The sequence below is a fragment of the Vibrio sp. OPT18 genome, assembly GCF_015163615.1.
Lineage (GTDB): Bacteria > Pseudomonadota > Gammaproteobacteria > Enterobacterales > Vibrionaceae > Vibrio > Vibrio coralliirubri.
Map to the genome: position 1 here is coordinate 34,724 of NZ_JADDYK010000063.1, position 19,059 is coordinate 53,782.

The window sequence follows — 19,059 nt, forward strand, 5'->3', positions numbered from 1 at the left end:
GAGCTCGGTGACGAAAGTAGAAATCGCTCCATTGGCTTTGGGTGCTGGCGCTGATTTTGCCTTGAACTTGCTGAAACAGAGTTGGCTGACTTGAAAAGGCTCTTTGGTTGAGAGCTTTTTCAAAAGCGTCGGTCGCAACCATGGCTTGTTCGATGTCGGGGGCGCTGATGATAAACACCACTTGCTCGCTCATCGAGCTGGATATCTGCTGAAAGGCTTGCTCTACCATTGGGTCTTGCTGGTTTTCTGGCAGTAACTTTAGGATGTTGCTTTCAATCGGTACCGACGAAGAAAAAGCGAACTGTTTGATCAACAATCCGCTAAATAGCATGACGACAACAAGCCAAACAAGGGCAAGACTAGAGTTGGAATTGTTGCGCTTCAGCATCTGATAATACTTCCGGTAGATGGCTTAACTGACTAAATTCGATCACCGTGCTGTCTCCACGAATCTCTCTCAGTTCAATGCGTTCAATATCATTTTGACCTTGCAGAGTAATGGCTTCAAATACCGCGTTCATCGGTGCACTTTTAGGCTTTAGAGTCAGTGTCCAAGACTTATTCTCTGTATTTTCATCAGAGCTTGTGACAGTTGCTGGCTCAAAATCGAGTGCGAACTGTTCCTGAAGTTTTTGCGTGTCCCCATGAAACACCGACAAGAAGATATAGCTGAAATAAAACGCCATTGGGTTTTCTTTATCGGTGATGATTTTAGCGGGTTGCTCGGCAAACCTTTGGCTCAGTTTGTTATCGGTGAGCACCAAACTCACAGGGAACGGTGTTGTTTGTGTCCAGAGTAAGCCACTTGATTTGTCTAACAGGAAAGTACCTTGTGATGTTAGAGGCTGGGCGAACATTTCCATGTTGCGCGTTTGAGTGAACTCACCGCGGACTATATTGTTTGCGCTTAATACGGTTTGCAGATCTGAAATCGAGCCGACGGTTACTGAATTTTCGTTAGCAATAACAAGGTTACTCGCCATCACAGAGGCAAGCCCTAGTAGTGCGATGCTGATTTGCTTACGTCCACGCTTAAACAGACTCATGTTTCACCTGCTGTGTGTTAGATACCTGAGATGGGTCTGATTGTTGGTCGCTTGGCTGCTGCTCAGTTGATTGGGGTAAGCAGCCAAATTGATGCCAATGATCTACTTTATCAGTAAACACTTTCGGCGAAGCGAAACACATCTCTTGCTCTTCAATAGTCACTGCAACCTGCATGGTGTGAGCGCGTGTCATGCGAGCACCTGTGTTGGCATCGTGAATTTCGTAGTCAACACGCAGGCGGTTTTCCCATTCAGTTAACTTAGCCGATACTTTTATCTGATGATTAAACGGTATCGCCTTAATGTATTTTACGCGCGTGTCGATGATCGGCCACATGTAGCCTGAATCCTTCATCTCATGGTAGTTGTACTCAATCTTATCCATCATGATGCGCCTAATTTCTTCAAAAAATCGGAAGTAGTTGCCGTGATAGATCACGCCCATCGGATCGGCATCTTGGAATGAGGTGATAAGCGTCACCTCAGATTGTAATGGATGAAGAATTTCAGACATAAATCGCTCTCAACAATATTGCGTAAAGGGTGGCTACTTTAAAGTGAACTACTTTATGAAGTTAGCTACTTTATGAGTAAAGTGACCAGTGCTGACTTTGAATACGAGCAATGAAGTGGCGTAGATCGCCTTCAAGTGGTCGATCTTCAACGATAAATTCAAACTCTTTAAGTACTTCGTCGCGAATGTGCTTTAGGTTTTCACTCATGTGGTGCTCATCAAGCTCATTGTGGCGTTTACGAAGCTCAAGCGCTTGTGTACCAGCAAGTAGTGACGCAGCCGCAACTTGTTCTGTCAGTTCAAGAACACGTAAGCAGTCGCGAGCTGCAATGGTGCCCATGCTGACTTTGTCTTGGTTATGACACTCTGTTGAACGAGAGAATACGCTTGCTGGCATGGTGTGTTTCAATGCTTCTGCTGTCCAAGCTGAAACGCCAATTTGTACTGCTTTGAAGCCGTGATTAATCGGTTTACGTTCGCCTTCTGCACCGGTTAGGTTGAATGGCAAGCCGTTATTGAACTTGTAGTCCATCAGCTGCGCCATTTGGCGATCAAGCAGGTCAGCAAGGTTGGCTACTGCTGTTTTTAGCGTATCCATTGCCATTGCGATATGGCCACCATAGAAGTGTCCACCGTGCAGTACGCGCTCGTTGTCACCATCGATAATCGGGTTATCGTTAGCGCTGTTTAGCTCGTTCTCAATCATTTGGCGTAGCCAAGGTAGAGAGTCTTGAACCACACCAATCACATGTGGCGCACAACGCAGAGAATAACGATCTTGTAGGCGATCACTGTTGCGTGGCGGGCGATCCGCTTGTAAGTCATCACGTAGCCATGCAGCAACTTGCTGCTGGCCTGGGTGTGGTTTAACAGCAAACAGCGCTTCATCGAAATGGAAATCGTTACCTTGCATACCCACAGACACCATTGCCGTGATTTTAGTCGATAGCTGCGCTAGATATTCCGCACGCTTGTAGGCGATACAAGCCAAAGCTGTCATTACTGACGTGCCATTCATCAATGCTAACCCTTCTTTTGGCTTGAGCTTGATAGGGCTAATGCCTAATTCTTTGTAGACGTCACTAGTAGGGCGAACTTCGCCTTTGTAAATAACATCGCGCTCGCCGATCAGGGCTGCAGCCAAGTAAGAGAGAGGCGTCAAGTCGCCACTGGCACCGACAGAGCCTTCTTGAGGAATACGTGGTGAGATGTCTTGATTAATCAGAGTAACGATCTGGTTGAGCAAATCATGAGTAACACCAGAGACACCTTGTGACAACGAACAAAGACGCGTTGCTAATACTGCACGAGCTTGCTCGTGAGACAGTATTTCACCTAAGCCACAACCGTGGAAGCGTGTTAGATGCAGTGGTAATTCATCAACAAGGTTTGGTGGAATCGCAACGGTACATGAATCACCGTAGCCCGTTGTTACACCATAAATTACGCCTTCTTCTTTTAGTAGGCGTTCTAAGAAAGCGACACCACGGTCGATCTTAGATGTGAATGCTTCACTTGAGTTCATCGAGGCTTTTGCGCCTTGTGAGATAGCGACAACATCCTCAATCGTGAGGCGTTCGGCACCAAAGGTGATGCTATTTGGATTCTTTTTCGTCATGGTGCTTGCTCAATGTCCAAAAATTAAAAAAGTTGTACCACTGAAGCGGTGCTTTCAGTGTGTAGTGCTGAAGTCGGTCTGCGTATTTCTGCACGACTTGCAGTAAAGATTGTTCGCGAGTCTTTCTTGGTAGTTCTATCTTGTCGCTAAAATGCTCGAAATAGACATTAAAATGCGGCTTGGATTGTGAATCGTCACGTAACCCAAATAATAGAAATACTGGCGCTTTGAGAACCGAAGCTAACATAAATGGCCCTTGAGGGAAGGGCGCTTCCTTACCCAAGAACTCAGCCCATACCGAGCGACTCTCTTTGCTGGTGGAGGTTCTATCGCCAACAATCACAATCCACTCGCCTTGCTCCAACTTCTGTTGCAACAAGATAGCGGTATCAGGCCCCATTGATGTCACCTGAATCAAATTTAAATCAGATTGCGGGTTAACCGCTTTCATTACGGAATTAAAACGTTCAGCGTGTTCTGTAAAAACCAGAGCGTTGATTTTGATGTTCGAGTGTCTGCGGCCCAAAGCTCGGCACAGCTCAATATTACCAAGGTGAGATCCAAGGATTAGCACACCTTGCTTATTTGCCACCATGCTCTCGAATTGGTCTTGGCCATGAATAGTCAGGTTATCTGCCGAGAAATCACCTTTCCATGCCGCCAGTTTGTCTAACATGGTATGGCCAAACGAAAGCAGATGGTTATAGCTGGTTAGCTCCGCAGGTAACTCAATGTTTTGTTGCTCTGCGTAAGCCTTTAGTTGAAACAGGTACTGTTCTGAGGCGTTTCGTGCGCGTTTGCCCGTTAGGTGGTAGTAACGCATCACACCACGCAAAATTAGGTTGAATACACTGCGACCTAACAGGGTGTAAATGGCTAGTAACAGCTTGATGCCAAGTACGGTGCCGCGTTCTTGAGTGCGGGACCAATGGGGTTGCTCTGACTCGTTGTTGTTTGATCCAGTCGATGAATCTTGGTTTTGACCATCTTCAGCAGACGTTGATTTGAAATGGCGAGCAATCAGCTTGGGTGCTCTTGGCAACATGCCAAAGAACAATCGCGTGTGCATCCAGCTGATTTTTACGTTGTCCCACAGCGCATCGAAATGAGAGATGCCGTTTTCAGGGTAGATAACCCGCGTTTCAACGAAGTCGATGTCGCAGCCTTCCCAATACAGTCGAACCAGAATCTCGATATCGAAGTCCATTCGAGACCCAACATCGTATTTGCTGAGCACGGTTTGTGTTTGGTTGATCGGATATGCTCTAAAGCCACACATGCTGTCTTTAATTGTTAAAGAAAGGGTTTCTATCCATACCCAAACATGTGTCGCGTAGCGTCCGTAGAGCCTTGCCTTGGGCACGCTCTCGTCATACACAGGTTGACCTGATATCAAGCGCTGAGGTTTGTCTTGCGAAGCTTGGATTAATGCAGGTAGTGCTTCAAGGTCGTGTTGACCGTCAGCATCAATCTGTATGGCATGACTAAAGCCGAGCTCTTGCGCTCGCTTGATGCCAGCTTTTACAGCGCCGCCTTTGCCTTGGTTCTGTTCAAGCGTCACCAAAGTTACGCTTGGGCTATCAGCAAGTGGAGCCAGAAACTGCTTAGTCGCGAGTTCGCTGCCATCGTCAACGATGATGATCGGCAACTCAAAATGATGGAGCGAAGAAACCACCGCGGGCATGGTTGCGCCATGGTTAAAGCACGGAATCAGGAAGCAGGCGTTGAAGCTGCTTTCTTTTGTTGGGTGTTGAGAATTAGCCTCGACGGGAGTGCTATTCACTTTTCTCTCCCAGCTTCATTTTTCCTGAAGAGTGGGTTTGTTCACCCTTGTTCGAGGTGTAGCTGAAGCTTAACTTATTTTTGTCGGCGTCCCACTTGAGTGACAGCTGTATGGTCGAGTCGGGCAGGATAGGCTCTTGGAATTTGATGACCTCCATGCCTTTAAAGCAACCAGGGACATTAAGCTCTTGGACTGCATAGTAAAGCGCCCAATCAATCTGTGTAACGCCCGGAAGAATAGGGAAGCTCTTGAAGTGTCCCTTAAAATCGGTGATATCTGCGCTAACATGAAGTGTCAGGGTCGACTCATTCTCTACCGTATCTACAGCAATGATGTTTGGTTTTCTTTTATCCATAGGGCGTGCTTAGAATCCTTGGGCAAATATTGGTTCTTTGACAAAAATATAAAAAGATAATCTCAGTGTAAAATACGATCAGCGGTTTCTATGATTTTATTAGCTGTTCTATGTGAGATGTTAATCGCTTACCTTGGCTGTTGAGAGGAATCTCATCAACAATACGGTACTTTCTTGGTATAGCGATTGGCTCTAACCACTTTCTGAGTTCTGAACGCAGCATCAACCAGAACTTGCCTCTGCTCATGGTCGCGAGGGTCGCTTGACCTTCGTCTGATAATACCAAAACCGACGCCAAGATTAAGCGTTCCGGCTCTTCAAATGGAATCACCACGCATTCACTTATCCAAGGCAGTTGCTCTAGTCGCTTTTCGACTTCAACCAGTGATACTCGTTTTTCTTCTATCTTGATCACTCGGTCGGTCCGGCCTTTCAATATGAATTGATTATCCGAGACCATTTCGCACTCATCGGCGGTTTGATACCAGTTGTTTTTGTCGATGTACGGCGACAATAACTTAATGCAATTCTCACTGTTGAGACTAGCCTCAAGACAGTCAAAAAGTTGCCAAGGCGTTTGAGCGCTCTCTTGCTGTCTAAAGGCTATACCACCTGTTTCTGTGCTACCAAAGACCTCGATAGGTAAATGACCAAGCAGGCTACGTGATTGGTGAGCCGATTCAGTTGGCAACGGGCCACCAGAAGAGAACACACCAGCAAGCTGTGCAGATTTTGTTTCGTGCTTTAATCGTTTGAGCAGAGCAGGACTACTGATCAGCACACAGTTTTTATTGGCGTGAGACAAGATCTGTTCTGGGTACTCAAGGTTGTTTCGAGCAAATGGAACACCAGAGCATAGAGGCCATAAGATTCGAAACAACAAACCATAGATATGTTGATGCGAGACGGTACTTTGGACTTGGTTACTCTTGAGTAATTCGCCCCAGTTCTTATCTAGTTGAGCAGTTTCAATATCTAGGTGTTCTAATGTTTTATTGATTGCCTTCGGTGTACCGCTTGAACCTGAAGTAAACAGGGTCAATTGGATTGCTGCCAAATCAATGGTCGCGAGATTATCGATTAGAGGTTGTTTTGACGAGGTGCTTGAGTCCAATAAGTTTTGGATATTGAGAACGTCACTAACCTCAACTTCACCAATCGAGTTATCAACTAACAGGCAATCAAAATGTTCATTCAATTCGGCAAGCGCACAGGGCTGGTAGTTCCCCGGCAAGATGATGTGTTTTTGGCTGACGGCACATGCCAAAAAAGTCACCGAAAATAGGTAGCTGTCTTGGGTGCAAATCGCAACTCGTTGAAAAGGGGATGAAGATAAAAGGTGCACGAGTCGAGATAAATCGTCGTTAAAGGTTTGCCACGTAATCTCGCTATTGTCGTCAAAGCAGACAATAGATTCAGGGGCTCTGTTTTGGCTGAGAAGCTTAGACAGCGAGGTGTAAGATACGGTTTGGGTCATAACAATTTAACTCTGACGAATGCGCTGTCTTACTATCCACTCTCCTGCAAAAAGCAACCCGGCGAATAAATAGCTGAGTAAGCCATTGTATAGGGTCCATATTTCAAGAGGTTGGAAGCAGGTGTAAAGGGCAATAGAGCCGTTGATAACAAAGAACAAACACCAAACTTTGGTGACTTTTCGTGTGTAATCAATGCCACTTTGCGGAAGTTCAGGCTCTTGGAGTCGAGCAAGACGCTCGATAATCGTTTGCGGTTGCCAAAGGCTTGAAGCGAACACAACCAACATACAAACGTTAACGATGACGGGGTAATAGGTTAACCAGCCATGTTGCTTGAAGGTTAATCCTAATGCCAACAGAACAATCCCGGCACTACCACTGATCCAAGCTAAGTGTTTTAGCTCTTTAATTTTGGCCTGACCGCCAGTGAAAATACGGACAGCAAAGATAACGGCCAAGACGATACCAACGGTTTGTAGGCCAAACTTGTTGAGTCCAAAGTAAACCGCTATTGGATAAGTGAAAAGTATGATTGCCGACAGTAAAGTCAGCAGAGGACGCATTATGCGTCCTTCAATAGTTCAACCACAGACTCTACAACGTCATTAACGGTGCGTACTGCTTTGAACTCTTCAGGTTTGATCTTCTTACCTGTTACGTTCTGTAGGTGAACGACCAAATCAACCGCATCAATGCTGTCTAGGTCTAGATCAAGATAAAGGTGTGCTTCAGGCGTGATATCTTCAGCATCAAGCTCGAACAGCTCAATCAGCGCATCTTTAACCTGGTTGTATACTTCTTGTTGGTTAGCTTGTGTCATAAAGATCTGTCTAGTTGTTCGTTTGAGATGAGATGTAGTTTGCTAGGTTTTCAACGGATGCAAAGTGCTGGCGAGTGTTTGAATCGTCGGCATCGATAACGATGTTGTACTTCTTCTTGATAGCAAGACCAAGCTCTAGCGCATCAATAGAGTCTAATCCAAGTCCATCACCAAATAGTGGAGCTTCCGTTTCAATCTCATCAATGCTCATGTCTTCAAGGTTTAATGCGTCGATGATCAGTTGTTTCAGTTCGTTGTGTAATGTTTCCACTTTGGCCTACTTAATGCTTTATCTGAATGCTGCTTTAAGGGGGCGATTCTACATTATGCGATGTATTTTCGAAATGCTGATATCGCCAGTTGCTTTATTGATGAGCTAAATGCTTTCTTCGGAAGGGAAAATAGAGTGTGCAAGGTGATGATTAAGGCGCCTTGCTGCCGAAGTTAAGTTATTTGAATTATCAATAAATGGTGCAACTTCTATTTTACCTTTCACCGCGATATGAAAAAAGGGTTTCGTCGCAGGAACTTGATACCATTTTTTCTCTTTCGTTAAGAATGTCGGAGAAACCGTAATATGAATCACGCGTAAATCGGTTTGTGTTCGAGTGGCAATTTGCGCCGCCCCACGTTGTAAGGATGGTTCAATTCCGGGCGTTGTGCGAGTTCCTTCGGGAAAAACTAGCAGCACATTGCCACGTGAGAAACGTTGTTCACAGCGCTCTAAAAGATCGTCAGGGGCTTGGTTAGGTATATAACCCGCCGCTTTGACAATCCTTTTCATAAAAGGGTTTTCCCAAATTGCAGCCTTAACAAGGCAATCACATTGAGGAAGTTGAGAAGCGATCAGCACATAGTCGATTAAGCTAGGGTGATTGGCGACGATGATGCAGTTACGATCTTCACGTAATAGATCCGCGCCATCAATTCGGTAATCAATCGCGCCGGTGAACTTCATGATTTGGCAAAAAGCGTTGAATGAGAAACGAATCAATCGCTGCGCTTTAAGCTCTCTTTTAATGGTCTTGGGAGTGGTTAGCGCGATAGTGGGTAAGATTAAGAAGCTCAAAATTAAGCCACCTAGACCAAAGATGGTAAAGCAGAGCCCTGTCGCGAACACTCGCCAATATTGGTCGACTTTGCTCATTACGGTGTCCCTGTCTCGGTGTTATTTACCCAAGACCAAGTTTGGTGCTTGCCAGCAATAGCCCAGTTATTTGTACCCAATAAGATATTTTGGAGCGTTTGTAGCCCTTGCGGTAATTCGGAAGGTGCTTGGTTGGCTCCTACTGCTCTAGTAATAGAGTATTCACTGCCTGCGGTGAGCACTAAGCCTAGAGCATAATCAGCATAGTCTTGTGTTTCGTATTCTTGGTAAAGCTCAGGCAAAGGCTGGTCGAAGTCAATGACGAGTACACGATGTGACGGATACTGATGTAGGTAAAGATAGGCTTCGATCAGAGCATTGTGGAAAGTATCTTGCCCTGCGGCGATTGAAGTCAATGGAATCGGCGCTTTGGCGGCAATGGTGGTTAGACCGGCTGCGGTATTATGTACCGACTGTGAGAACGCCATCGGCGAGGCATCGTCACCTTCTAATATCGACTGAATCAAAGTGGCGGTTCGGTGCAGCTCACCATGTCGGCTAGCAAAAACCAGATAATTAATTGAGGTGTCTTTTAATAGGGTTAATGCGGTTTGGACGGCAAGTTTGCTTTGCACACTCATTCGGCGGCGCATCATTGGGGGAATCGCTTTAAATTCAGTCGAGCCATCTTGTGGCCAATCTAAATTAGTGCTCCACGCTTGCCATTGGGCAACAGAATTGAGACCAGCCGAATTTGCAGACCATTTCTCAATATTAAACGACATTAATTGGGATTGATTTGACATAGAGTATTGATTTGCTTTGGGTCTAACTAAATACTATGCGCGCTTATAAATAAACACAGATAAGGAATTTAAATGAAATTACTAAAAATAGCGGTTTCAATGTTATTCATATTCGTTCTTGCAGGATGTGGACGCGTCCAACCTGTAATGAATGTTGAGGATACTCCAGTTGCACTGAATCTTCAAAGTAAACAGGTTAAATCAGCTATTTATGAATCGGCTGAAAATCGAGGCTGGTTGGTTTCAGAAATAAAGCCTGGCTTGATACGTGCTGAGCTGTATGTTCGTTCGCACCACGCTGTGGTTGAAATTCCTTATAGTAATAAGTTTTACTCTATTCTTTACGTTGAGTCAGAGAATTTGAAGTACGACGATGGTGAAATACACCGTAATTACAACCGTTGGGTTAATAACTTAAACGTTGATATTAAACGTAAGCTTGCACAAATGGCAGCTGAGTAACTCTCTATTATTTAAAGTTAGGTTTTTCGTGTCGGAATATAAACTAGATCCATTCAACGCATTAGAAGCAAAAACAGAAGCGCAGAAATTGTCTTTCGCACCTATTGTTTTTCATACTGCTCGTACACTTCGTGATTTAGGCATCTTGAAAGCGTTAGACGAAGCGGGCAACGAGGGTTTGCCAGCAGAGTCTATCTCTGAATCAACTGGTGTCTCTGAGTACGGAGTGAAAGTCCTGCTCGATATGGCATTAAGTGCTCATATTGTTACTTGGGACAAACCTAACTACAAAATGGCCAACCTTGGCTTCTACCTTCTGCACGATGGCATGACCAACGCAAATATGGATTTCACGGCTGATGTTTGTTACGCCGCGATGATGCATCTAACCGAAGCCATTGAAGAAGGCACTCCTGCTGGCTTGAAAGAGTTGGGTGACTGGGAAACCATTTATCAAGGCTTGTCTCAATTGCCAGAAAAAGCCAAAGAGAGCTGGTTTAAGTTCGATCACTTCTATTCGGATCGTTCGTTCCCTGTGTTACTTGAGAAAGTCTTCAGTAAGAAACCTAAGTCGCTGGTGGATATTGGTGGTAACACCGGTAAGTGGGCGATGCAGTGTTGTAATCACGACTCGGACGTTGAGGTGACGATTGTTGATTTGCCACAGCAGCTAGAAATGGCAATGGCAAACGCAACGCAGCATGGTCATCAAGACCGAGTAACGCCATTCCCAGCGAATATGTTGGATAAGCAGCAAGCGCTTCCAACAGGCGCCGATGTGTGGTGGATGAGCCAGTTCCTTGATTGCTTCTCGCCAATGGAGATTCTGAGTATATTAAAGCGTGTTCGCTCTCATATGTCAGAAGACGCGACTGTCTATATCCTTGAACTGTTTTGGGATGCACAGAAATACGATGCGGCTTCTTATAGCTTAAACGCGACGTCTCTCTACTTTACCTGCTTGGCAAATGGCAACAGCCGTTTTTACCGCAGTGAAGATTTCTTAGAGATCGTTGAAGAAGCGGGCTTTGAAGTGGTAACTCGTACCGACGACATCGGTCTTGGTCACACGCTTCTTGAATTGAAAGCTGGCGCGCAATAAAAATAACAAACATGGCTTAAATAATGAAAAAACTATCAACTCAAGTGGTGATCATCGGAGCTGGGCCGTCAGGTTCAATTGCAGCGTCTTTGCTTCATAAAAAAGGCATCGATGTTCGAGTGATTGAAAAGAGCGTATTCCCTCGCTTTTCTATTGGTGAAAGCCTATTACCAGCTTGCATGGAAGTGATTGAACAGGCTGGGATGACTGACGCAGTAATCAACGCCAACTTCCAATACAAAGATGGCGCAGCCTTTCGCAAAAATGGCGTTTATACGGCGTTCAATTTTGAAGACAAGTTCTCTTCTGGTCCGGGAACCACGTTTCAGGTTCAGCGAGGTGCCTTTGATAAGGTTTTGGCAGATACGGCTGAGGCGCAAGGTGTCAGCATTGATTACCAACATGAGTTAATGGGCATTAATTTCACCGACGACAGCACCATTTTAGATGTGCAAGTGTTGGATGGAGAGCGCTATCAGCTAGAAGCTCAATACGTGCTAGATGGCAGTGGCTTTGGCCGAGTGCTACCGAAAATGCTTAATTTGGAAGAGCCGTCATCACTTCCTCCACGCAAAGCTATTTTTACGCACATTAACGATCATATTGCAGAGGTTGATACCGACCTTGAATATGACCGCAATAAAATCTTGATCTCTGTGCACCCAACCAACCCTGATGTTTGGTATTGGTTGATCCCGTTTAGTAACGGTGTCTCTTCGTTTGGTGTGGTAGGTGAACCTAAGTTCTTTGAGTCCTATCCAGAAGACAAGATTGCTGCCATTAAACAGCTAGCGGCAGAAGAGCCGGGCTTAGCCGAGATTCTGGCAAGCGCCGAGTATCCCAACCCTGCGGGTGAAATTGGTGGCTATTCTGCCAATGTAAAACATCTGGCGACGGATAAGTACGCGTTGCTTGGCAATGCTGGTGAGTTCCTTGACCCGGTATTTTCATCCGGCGTGACGATTGCGATGAAGTCGGCTCAGTTTGCGGTTGAGTGTGTTGAAAAGCAGCTTAACGGTGAACAAGTCGATTGGGAACGCGATTATGCCGATCCGTTGATGGTGGGCGTAAACACCTTTAGAACGTATGTTGAGGGATGGTACTCAGGTACTTTGCAGGATGTGATTTTCTATCAAGATCCAAATCCAAAGATTAAGCAGATGGTGTGCTCAATTCTGGCGGGTTACGCATGGGATCAAACCAACCCTTATGTGAAAGAGTCTAAGCGCAGACTCACAACATTGGCTGAGATATGCCGAAGCTAGGTGGTCTATTTAGTGTGTGGGCAACATGCTAAAGCGCCAAGATGCCCAACCTAAAAAGAAAAACAGCCGCAATGTGCGGCTGTTTTTGTATGTGAACAATACAGTTAATCAACCTCATTGCGTTCTAAGTTACTTCAGGTCGATGCTGTTTAATCGTCCCATAAAGACAAGTAGATCAATCACATCTTTGTGGGCATCAAGCAGAGCGCGTTTGGTTTGGCTATAAGCGGCAAGTCTGCCGTGCTTTCTAATGGAGCACACCTTAGTTTTGTATTTGTAGTCGCCGTTTTCTGAGAATACACGCCACTTAGCGATGTAGCATTCGTCGCGGTGTTCGGGATCACTCTGAGTTGGATTTGGTTTGAATACAATTTTGGGTTCTAGACTATGAGGCAGGCGCGTCATCAGGTAAGGCTCTTTGAGGACTTTGGGCCAAAATTTGCCCCATAGCTGTCTGCCCAGTTCATCTCTTAATTTAATGGTTTTCTTCAGTGCTTTGTCTTCACCCATACGAACAAAGCCGACCGACCGATGCAACACCGTATCTTCGGGAGTATGAATGTGGATCTTAAAAGCGGTTTTACCTTTCGAGATAAAGCGGTAACCGGTAGCACCAATTAGATTATTCTGACTCATAGTTTGCTAAGTGATGATTATGTTATTAATAAGATTACGCCAAATACTGCAAAACCGAAACTAATACCCATGAAAAAAATAAAGCCTTAACAAAAGTGCTAAGGCTTTATTAGAAACTATGAGATGGGCGTGTCGCTAACTACATGATTTTCTGCATCACATCACCAATTTGAATGCTTCCTGCGAGGCTTGGTTGGTCGATCGTCAGTTCTGCTTCGTTTTCATAAACGCGAGAAACGGTCAGTGTGATATCGCTTTGAGATACCTTATTACGTGGCAAGCCGCGTTGGTCGATAAACGAACCTGTGTGCCACAGTTGCAGTTTGTCACCTTGTTGAACACCATGCATTCGACCTAAATCAATGGTCACCGTGTTACCAAATACTGCAGCCACCTCTGGAAGTGTGATCTTACATGACACTTCAGATTCCAAGTCCAACATAATATTGCGGCTAACACGCAGCATCATACTGCCGTAGGTTGATGCCCAGAAACGAGCACTGCGGGTGTCCACTTCACTGGTCTTAGCAAATGGCCACTTTGCCACTTCACGATAGCTACGGTTGTAAACCTGATGTCCTGTTTTGCCATCGAAGACTTGCATCTCTAACGCAAACTGACGATTGATGATGTCGTCTTTCAAAAGCTTGGATTCGATGGTCGCGGTTAAATCGGTAATGTCGCCACCAATGATGTACTGCGCGCCAGTGTCTTGGGCGATCATCTTGATCACCTCTGGTCGACGCTTGTCGATATCGTAATTGGTCGTGCCAACGGAAACAAAGCTGCGAGACTCTTGCGCCAGCTGTCGGTCCACGACATGGCCAAAATCATCACCAATGTTATAGATTCTGCCCATTACAGCTTGCTGAGGGGAGGTCACATCAATGTTGCCGACTAAAAATGTCTTCTTGTATTGGCTCTCATGGCAAGCATTTGCCGAAGGATAGATATCGATCCTTGCGGTGATCATTATATTGCCACTGCGTTTTTTCTCTTTTTCTACCAAGATGTAACGCACTTCATGATTGGTAAATTGAAACTCTTTCTTGTTTGCGTCGAGGTAGGGCGTGAGGTTGGCAATGCTACCAATGTCGGCTCCTGAGAACTGGATCGCTTTATATACCGCGTCTTCCAAAGCATGAACCCTTGCCGTTTCCTCTGAGGATACGATGGCTGCGGTACCGGTAACTTCATACCAAGAGGCATGAGCACTGAAGCTTATGGTTATCAGTGAACTTATTGAAAATAAGTAAGAAATTATTTTTTTCATCTATTCGTTACCAGTTGGGTATAAATATTGCTTAACAAATAACTATAAGCTTGAAGCTGACTTAAGTGCGTTTTTCTTAATCTGAACCATTAATGAAAAGCAAAGACTGTTCCAACATTGTAATCCATTGAAAAGAATAATGGTGAGAACATATTGGAACAGGAAGCACTAAAACTATCTGGAGATAAGAGAATGAAAAAATGGCTCGTAGTAATGAGTGTCATGTTATTGACCTCATGTGCTTATTCGCCAATCTATAACGGCAAGTCTGAGTATTCAGGCAGTCAGTTTATGTTGATGGATAGCCCTCGTCATACCATGGATTTCTTCGTGGAAAGTATGACCGAAGATCTGATCATTTCGAATACGAGTATCTCAGCAAGAACTCCGATAGCGATTACTTCGTTTGTTGACCTACAACACATGGACACAACGAACTGGCTAGGAAACTCAGTATCAGAAGGTTTCATTCATCAGTTTCAGCGTCGTGGCTTCAAGGTGGTTGATTTCAAAACAACAGGTTCTATTCAAGTGACTCACCAAGGTGACTTCGCGTTAAGCCGCGATTGGAAAGACTTAGCTCAAGAGCAAGACGTACAGTACGTACTGACAGGCACTATGCTGCGCCAAGAAGGCGGTGTGTTAGTCAATGCTCGTGTTGTTGGCATGCAAACTCGCATTGTCGTGGCGACGGCACAAGGCTTCTTGCCTGCAGACCGTATTGGTCGTGACCTAGATACGCTAAACAGCATTCGAACTCAAGATGGTGTCATTATCCGCTCTGACCCAACGATGACCCAGCCTTATACTGTTATTCTTCGCCCTTAGGAGTTCGAGATGAAGAAGTTAATATTTGTTGTCGCCGCTTTGTTGCTTGTTGGCTGTCAGCCATTGCAAAATATGAGGGCAGACGACTTCTTGGTTGCCGTTGGTTACGCAAGTATCAGTGAACAGCAGGGACGTAACGACGAAGAAAGACGTATCCGTGCGATGAGAGCTTCCAAGATCGACGCCTATCGTGAACTTGCCGAGCAAGTCTATGGTATGCGAGTGAGTGGTCGAGCAGAGCTTGAAGATCAACGCCTTGGTACTGAACGTACTTCTGGTGCGGTTGATGGTGTAATCCGCGGCGCAGAAGTGGTGCGCAGTTACCCTGTGGGTGATAGCTATGTCACTGAGCTTCAGCTCGATATCCGTAAGATGGAAAAGCTACGTGATTACGGTGAAGTACAACCCGTGCCTGAAAAGAGACAACAAACGTTGTTCTAGCCTAACGGGCGTCTAGCGATAGGATTATCCAGTTATATTGGCTGCTCTCGTTTTCCAGATGGCGTATCGGCAACCAATAACTGATGTGAATCATAAGCGGCAAGTATGAAAATACTTGCCGCTTTTTTGTGTCTGTCGATTTGTTCGCGCATTTACCAATCTAGTGGGAGCTTTTACGGATGCCATGTTAAGGATAGGCTGAGGTACAGATACAGACAGGAAGGTGACTAAAGATGTATTGAATAGAGGGGGGGGCTTAACTATGCTTTTACGTTGGTTCCCAGCGTAGAAATCGTATGCGTTTGACCACCGGCATTGTAGGTCATGCCAATTTTACCGTGACTTTGTTGCATCATATTGCTGAGTTTTTTGAAGCTAAGGTGCGCTCGATTCAAGGCTTCGCCATTCACAAGGTTCGCTTGCTGGCAATCGTGCACTATAGACTGGATCTTGGTGACTAACTGAGCAAGTTCAGGGTTCTCGGTCAGTTCTGAGATATTGGTATGGGCTGCGATTCGTTGATCGGTTGATCTTAGTTGTTCAACAAGGACCACTTTTTCTTTGGCGATTCGCTCAATATCGTTTGATTGTCGGCTCGTAATAGCGGTTTTCTCTGAACTTAATAATTCAGATAAGGCTTTGGCATTTTGAAGTTGGAAATTAACTAAATCTGCTAGTGCCGCCATAACGTAAACCTATTTATAACCTCGTGTGCTTTAAGACAATCACTTCAATCAAAAGTGAGTGTTGGCTTAAAGGCCTTTTAATTCATCTTCGAACTTGATCATGTTGTCGGCCAGTTTTTCCGGATCGACAGTGTATGAACCGTTCGCAATTGCTTCTTTGATCGCTGCTACTTTCACAGAATCAAAGCTTGGCTGTGCTGCCATATCTTGGTGAAGCTGACCAATCGCTTTGCCTTGTTGGCTCAGTGAAACCGCATCTTTGCTTGCTGGTGATTTAGTTGATACATCAGAGCGTGACGCCTCAGAACTAGAATCAGAGCGAACTGCTGATCGGTTAGTGGTCGTTAGGGTTTGCCCTGAACGAATATTATCAATGCCTGCCATAGTTAAGCCTTTTTCTTCAAAAATGGGAACCTGTACAGTCAATATCGACCAAGGGTTCGAATACTTTAGCAATTTTTAGCTCAATAGTCGAAAAGGGACCAAACACCGCAGCCGTTATATTTGGCGTTAGAGTTGAGGCTGAAATCGCTAACGATACCGTCAATTTAGAAGTAAAGAGTTAAAAGTAAACCGTGACTTCAGACATGCTGGTAACAATCCCTTCAATTATACGCTGTGATTTATCATTTTTCACTCTTACTTGATCACCCATAGAGCCATCGGTAAGCGCAGTTCCTTTGGTGGTAATGGTCATGCCACCTTTTACTGCCTGTATGATAACCTTCTCGTTTCGGCACACGACACAGATATCACCTCTTTCTACAACATCACCCGGTCTTAGGTTCTTTTTTACCTTAGCGCCGATGACTTGTTGTGGAGCTGTGAAACCTTGGCGACGAAACTTGTTAAGAGAAATCATAGCAGTGGTGACATCGTATTGACCGACGATTTCGCCTCTCGCGAGTGAGCGAGTGGTGGTGACAAGAGGCACTGACATCGAAAGGCGAACGGGTACATAAACTCGCCACTCATCAGGAACACATTGCACTAAAACCGTAATACTACTGCGGGTATTGGTGGTCGTTGAAGCACTGGTCTCTAAAGGCTCTGGGCAGTCTGTCGCTTTGATTCTTGAGTCAACATTTGCTGAATTAACAAAGAGTTCGCCACCTTGTGGCTGCTCTACCGTATCAAGGATATGTTGCTCCGCTGCAGACTGAATCATCTCAATTTGTTCTGGGGTCGCAGCTTGTACAAAAAAACTAAACAATATTGATAAAATGCCGATAAACTTAGCGACAGTTTTAAAAGTAGCTCTACACATTGCTATGGAAAGAGGTGGCAAATTTGTTTTATAATACGTCATTCCGTTTCTCTGGTGGTTCGTAGCCTGCAGTAGACTAACACTTTTTATACAAAAAAGTTTGATATGGAGATGAGCTCATGACGGGTATTCTTGATTCGGTGAATCAGCGTACGCAACTCGTCGGTCAAAACCGATTAGAATTACTAACCTTTCGCCTAATGGGGCGTCAGCGTTACGGCATTAATGTCTTTAAAGTAAAAGAAGTGCTTCAATGCCCTAAGCTGACAAAGATGCCAAACTTGAACCCACTGGTTAAAGGTGTAGCACACATTCGTGGCCAAACGATCTCTGTGATCGACTTGAGCTTAGCGATTGGTGGCCGTCCTACAACGGATGTTGAAAAGTGTTTTGTGGTTATCTCTGAGTTTAACCGAACCATTCAAGGTTTCTTGGTAAGTTCAGTAGAGCGCATTATTAACATGCACTGGGAATCGATTCTTCCGCCGCCAGATGGCGCAGGTCGAGCTAACTACCTGACAGCGGTAACCAACATTGATAATGAATTGGTAGAAATTCTTGATGTTGAGAAGATCCTTGCAGAAATTTCTCCTGTTGATGAAACAATGGACAGCAAGATTGCTGAAGATATTGCGAAAGTAGAACAAGAGAAAGAACTGGTTCGCCGCATCTTGATTGCTGATGACTCGACCGTTGCTCGTAAGCAGGTTCAGCGTGCTATTGAGTCGATTGGTTTTGAAGTTATCTCGGTGAAGGATGGTAAAGAAGCCTACGAGAAGCTGATGCAGATGTCATCAGAAGGCAGTATTTACGATCAGATTTCATTGGTGATTTCTGATATCGAAATGCCAGAAATGGATGGATACACGCTGACTGCTGAGATTCGTCGTCACGCCGAACTTAAAGATTTATACGTAATTTTACACTCATCGTTGAGTGGTGTATTTAACCAAGCCATGGTTGAGCGTGTTGGAGCTAACTCCTTCATCGCTAAATTCAACCCGGATGAGCTTGGTGCAGCGGTAAAAGCTGCGTTAACTAACTAAAAGAGACATTAATGACTGCTATAACAATAAGTGATCAAGAGTATCGCGATTTCAGCCGTTTCTTAGAATCTCAATGTGGCATTGTATTAGGTGACAGCAAGCAGTATTTAGTGCGCAGTCGTCTGAGCCCATTAGTAACGAAGTTTAAGTTAGCTTCGTTATCTGATTTGTTGAGAGATGTAGTTACAGGTCGAAACCGTGAGCTGCGTGTGGCTGCTGTCGATGCCATGACGACGAACGAGACACTTTGGTTCCGTGATACTTACCCGTTTGCTGTACTTGCGGATAAGCTTCTACCGGAAATAGCGGCAAATAAACGTCCTATTAAGATTTGGTCTGCGGCAAGCTCTTCAGGCCAAGAAGCATACTCAATGGCAATGACGATTCTTGAAACTCAAGCTCGTAAGCCAGGTATGCTGCCAAATGTATCGATTACCGCAACTGACATCTCAGCAAGTATGTTGGATATGTGCCGTACTGGCGCTTACGACAACCTTGCATTGGGACGTGGACTTTCTCCAGAGCGCCGTCGTACTTTCTTTGAAG

At 45.0% G+C, this 19,059-nt stretch carries 23 protein-coding genes and 1 pseudogene; 7 read left to right on the forward strand and 17 right to left on the reverse strand.

The window, feature by feature from the left end; translation table 11 throughout:
* The 12 genes and pseudogenes from IQQ51_RS27285 to IQQ51_RS17345 form a co-directional block, all read right to left on the reverse strand.
* Positions 1–388: pseudogene (locus IQQ51_RS27285) on the reverse strand (MMPL family transporter); the annotation flags it as partial.
* The gene (locus IQQ51_RS17295; RefSeq protein ID WP_193841656.1) at positions 360–1,046 is read right to left on the reverse strand and encodes a LolA family protein; all 687 of its coding nucleotides are present in this window, start codon (positions 1,044–1,046) and stop codon (positions 360–362) included. The gene IQQ51_RS17295 and the pseudogene IQQ51_RS27285, both read right to left, overlap by 29 nt.
* Entirely contained in the window at positions 1,033–1,560 is a 528-nt protein-coding gene (locus IQQ51_RS17300; protein WP_193841657.1) for an acyl-CoA thioesterase, read from the reverse strand. Before IQQ51_RS17300 ends, IQQ51_RS17295 begins: the two co-directional genes overlap by 14 nt.
* A 70-nt stretch (positions 1,561–1,630) precedes the next feature.
* Entirely contained in the window at positions 1,631–3,178 is a 1,548-nt protein-coding gene (locus IQQ51_RS17305) for an HAL/PAL/TAL family ammonia-lyase (protein ID WP_048615739.1), read from the reverse strand.
* The gene (locus tag IQQ51_RS17310) at positions 3,156–4,961 is read right to left on the reverse strand and encodes a glycosyltransferase family 2 protein (protein ID WP_193841658.1); all 1,806 of its coding nucleotides are present in this window, start codon (positions 4,959–4,961) and stop codon (positions 3,156–3,158) included. The genes IQQ51_RS17305 and IQQ51_RS17310 overlap by 23 nt, the downstream gene beginning before the upstream one ends.
* Positions 4,954–5,316, reverse strand: coding sequence for a 3-hydroxyacyl-ACP dehydratase (locus tag IQQ51_RS17315; RefSeq protein WP_193841659.1), 363 nt, complete (start codon positions 5,314–5,316; stop codon positions 4,954–4,956). The genes IQQ51_RS17310 and IQQ51_RS17315 overlap by 8 nt, the downstream gene beginning before the upstream one ends.
* Before the next feature lie 88 nt (positions 5,317–5,404).
* Positions 5,405–6,793 carry an AMP-binding protein gene (locus tag IQQ51_RS17320; RefSeq protein ID WP_193841660.1) on the reverse strand — a complete coding sequence of 463 codons (1,389 nt, stop codon included), beginning with the start codon at positions 6,791–6,793 and terminating at the stop codon, positions 5,405–5,407.
* A gap of 6 nt (positions 6,794–6,799) precedes the next feature.
* A complete protein-coding gene (locus IQQ51_RS17325) occupies positions 6,800–7,357 on the reverse strand; it encodes a septation protein IspZ (RefSeq protein WP_050633644.1) in 558 nt (185 codons plus the stop codon).
* The gene (locus IQQ51_RS17330) at positions 7,357–7,614 is read right to left on the reverse strand and encodes an acyl carrier protein (protein WP_004739745.1); all 258 of its coding nucleotides are present in this window, start codon (positions 7,612–7,614) and stop codon (positions 7,357–7,359) included. Before IQQ51_RS17330 ends, IQQ51_RS17325 begins: the two co-directional genes overlap by 1 nt.
* A gap of 10 nt (positions 7,615–7,624) precedes the next feature.
* The gene (locus tag IQQ51_RS17335) at positions 7,625–7,885 is read right to left on the reverse strand and encodes a phosphopantetheine-binding protein (RefSeq protein WP_004736154.1); all 261 of its coding nucleotides are present in this window, start codon (positions 7,883–7,885) and stop codon (positions 7,625–7,627) included.
* A 105-nt stretch (positions 7,886–7,990) separates the two neighbouring features.
* Positions 7,991–8,761, reverse strand: a complete 771-nt coding sequence (locus IQQ51_RS17340; protein ID WP_193841661.1) for a lysophospholipid acyltransferase family protein — start codon at positions 8,759–8,761, stop codon at positions 7,991–7,993.
* The gene (locus tag IQQ51_RS17345; protein WP_193841662.1) at positions 8,761–9,507 is read right to left on the reverse strand and encodes a beta-ketoacyl synthase chain length factor; all 747 of its coding nucleotides are present in this window, start codon (positions 9,505–9,507) and stop codon (positions 8,761–8,763) included. The genes IQQ51_RS17340 and IQQ51_RS17345 overlap by 1 nt, the downstream gene beginning before the upstream one ends.
* Positions 9,508–9,579: 72 nt before the next feature.
* Between IQQ51_RS17345 and IQQ51_RS17350 the strand changes: the two genes are divergently transcribed.
* The 3 genes from IQQ51_RS17350 to IQQ51_RS17360 are packed head-to-tail and all read left to right on the forward strand — an operon-like array spanning position 9,580 to position 12,336.
* Positions 9,580–9,969 carry a hypothetical protein gene (locus IQQ51_RS17350; RefSeq protein ID WP_048611313.1) on the forward strand — a complete coding sequence of 130 codons (390 nt, stop codon included), beginning with the start codon at positions 9,580–9,582 and terminating at the stop codon, positions 9,967–9,969.
* 28 nt (positions 9,970–9,997) lie between these two features.
* The gene (locus IQQ51_RS17355; RefSeq protein ID WP_193841663.1) at positions 9,998–11,071 is read left to right on the forward strand and encodes a methyltransferase; all 1,074 of its coding nucleotides are present in this window, start codon (positions 9,998–10,000) and stop codon (positions 11,069–11,071) included.
* 23 nt (positions 11,072–11,094) lie between these two features.
* Complete coding sequence (locus tag IQQ51_RS17360) at positions 11,095–12,336, forward strand: NAD(P)/FAD-dependent oxidoreductase (protein WP_193841664.1); 1,242 nt, start codon at positions 11,095–11,097, stop codon at positions 12,334–12,336.
* Between the two features lie 129 nt (positions 12,337–12,465).
* Here IQQ51_RS17360 and IQQ51_RS17365 read toward each other — a convergent pair whose 3' ends face one another.
* Both IQQ51_RS17365 and IQQ51_RS17370 read right to left on the reverse strand, forming a co-directional pair.
* Positions 12,466–12,972, reverse strand: a complete 507-nt coding sequence (locus IQQ51_RS17365) for a hypothetical protein (RefSeq protein WP_048611319.1) — start codon at positions 12,970–12,972, stop codon at positions 12,466–12,468.
* 139 nt (positions 12,973–13,111) lie between these two features.
* Entirely contained in the window at positions 13,112–14,245 is a 1,134-nt protein-coding gene (locus tag IQQ51_RS17370) for a flagellar assembly protein FlgT (RefSeq protein WP_017062267.1), read from the reverse strand.
* A gap of 192 nt (positions 14,246–14,437) precedes the next feature.
* Here IQQ51_RS17370 and IQQ51_RS17375 point away from each other — a divergent pair, with 192 nt between their 5' ends.
* Both IQQ51_RS17375 and flgP read left to right on the forward strand, forming a co-directional pair.
* Complete coding sequence (locus IQQ51_RS17375; protein ID WP_048611320.1) at positions 14,438–15,073, forward strand: FlgO family outer membrane protein; 636 nt, start codon at positions 14,438–14,440, stop codon at positions 15,071–15,073.
* Between the two features lie 9 nt (positions 15,074–15,082).
* The gene (gene flgP, locus IQQ51_RS17380) at positions 15,083–15,514 is read left to right on the forward strand and encodes a flagellar assembly lipoprotein FlgP (RefSeq protein WP_048611322.1); all 432 of its coding nucleotides are present in this window, start codon (positions 15,083–15,085) and stop codon (positions 15,512–15,514) included.
* 260 nt (positions 15,515–15,774) lie between these two features.
* Here flgP and IQQ51_RS17385 read toward each other — a convergent pair whose 3' ends face one another.
* From IQQ51_RS17385 to flgA, 3 genes are all read right to left on the reverse strand, one after another.
* Positions 15,775–16,200, reverse strand: coding sequence for a flagella synthesis protein FlgN (locus IQQ51_RS17385; RefSeq protein ID WP_017064136.1), 426 nt, complete (start codon positions 16,198–16,200; stop codon positions 15,775–15,777).
* A gap of 66 nt (positions 16,201–16,266) precedes the next feature.
* Positions 16,267–16,584, reverse strand: coding sequence for a flagellar biosynthesis anti-sigma factor FlgM (gene flgM, locus IQQ51_RS17390; RefSeq protein WP_017062263.1), 318 nt, complete (start codon positions 16,582–16,584; stop codon positions 16,267–16,269).
* A gap of 178 nt (positions 16,585–16,762) precedes the next feature.
* On the reverse strand, positions 16,763–17,509 hold the full coding sequence (gene flgA, locus IQQ51_RS17395) for a flagellar basal body P-ring formation chaperone FlgA (RefSeq protein ID WP_193841665.1): 747 nt from the start codon (positions 17,507–17,509) through the stop codon (positions 16,763–16,765).
* Between the two features lie 77 nt (positions 17,510–17,586).
* On the opposite strand from flgA, the gene IQQ51_RS17400 reads away from it, so the two are divergent.
* Both IQQ51_RS17400 and IQQ51_RS27290 read left to right on the forward strand, forming a co-directional pair.
* Positions 17,587–18,513: a chemotaxis protein CheV gene (locus IQQ51_RS17400; protein WP_019825285.1), complete on the forward strand. Its 927-nt coding sequence runs from the start codon at positions 17,587–17,589 to the stop codon at positions 18,511–18,513.
* 11 nt (positions 18,514–18,524) lie between these two features.
* Positions 18,525–19,059: CheR family methyltransferase (locus tag IQQ51_RS27290; protein ID WP_228012956.1), on the forward strand; the 535-nt coding region annotated here is incomplete at its 3' end.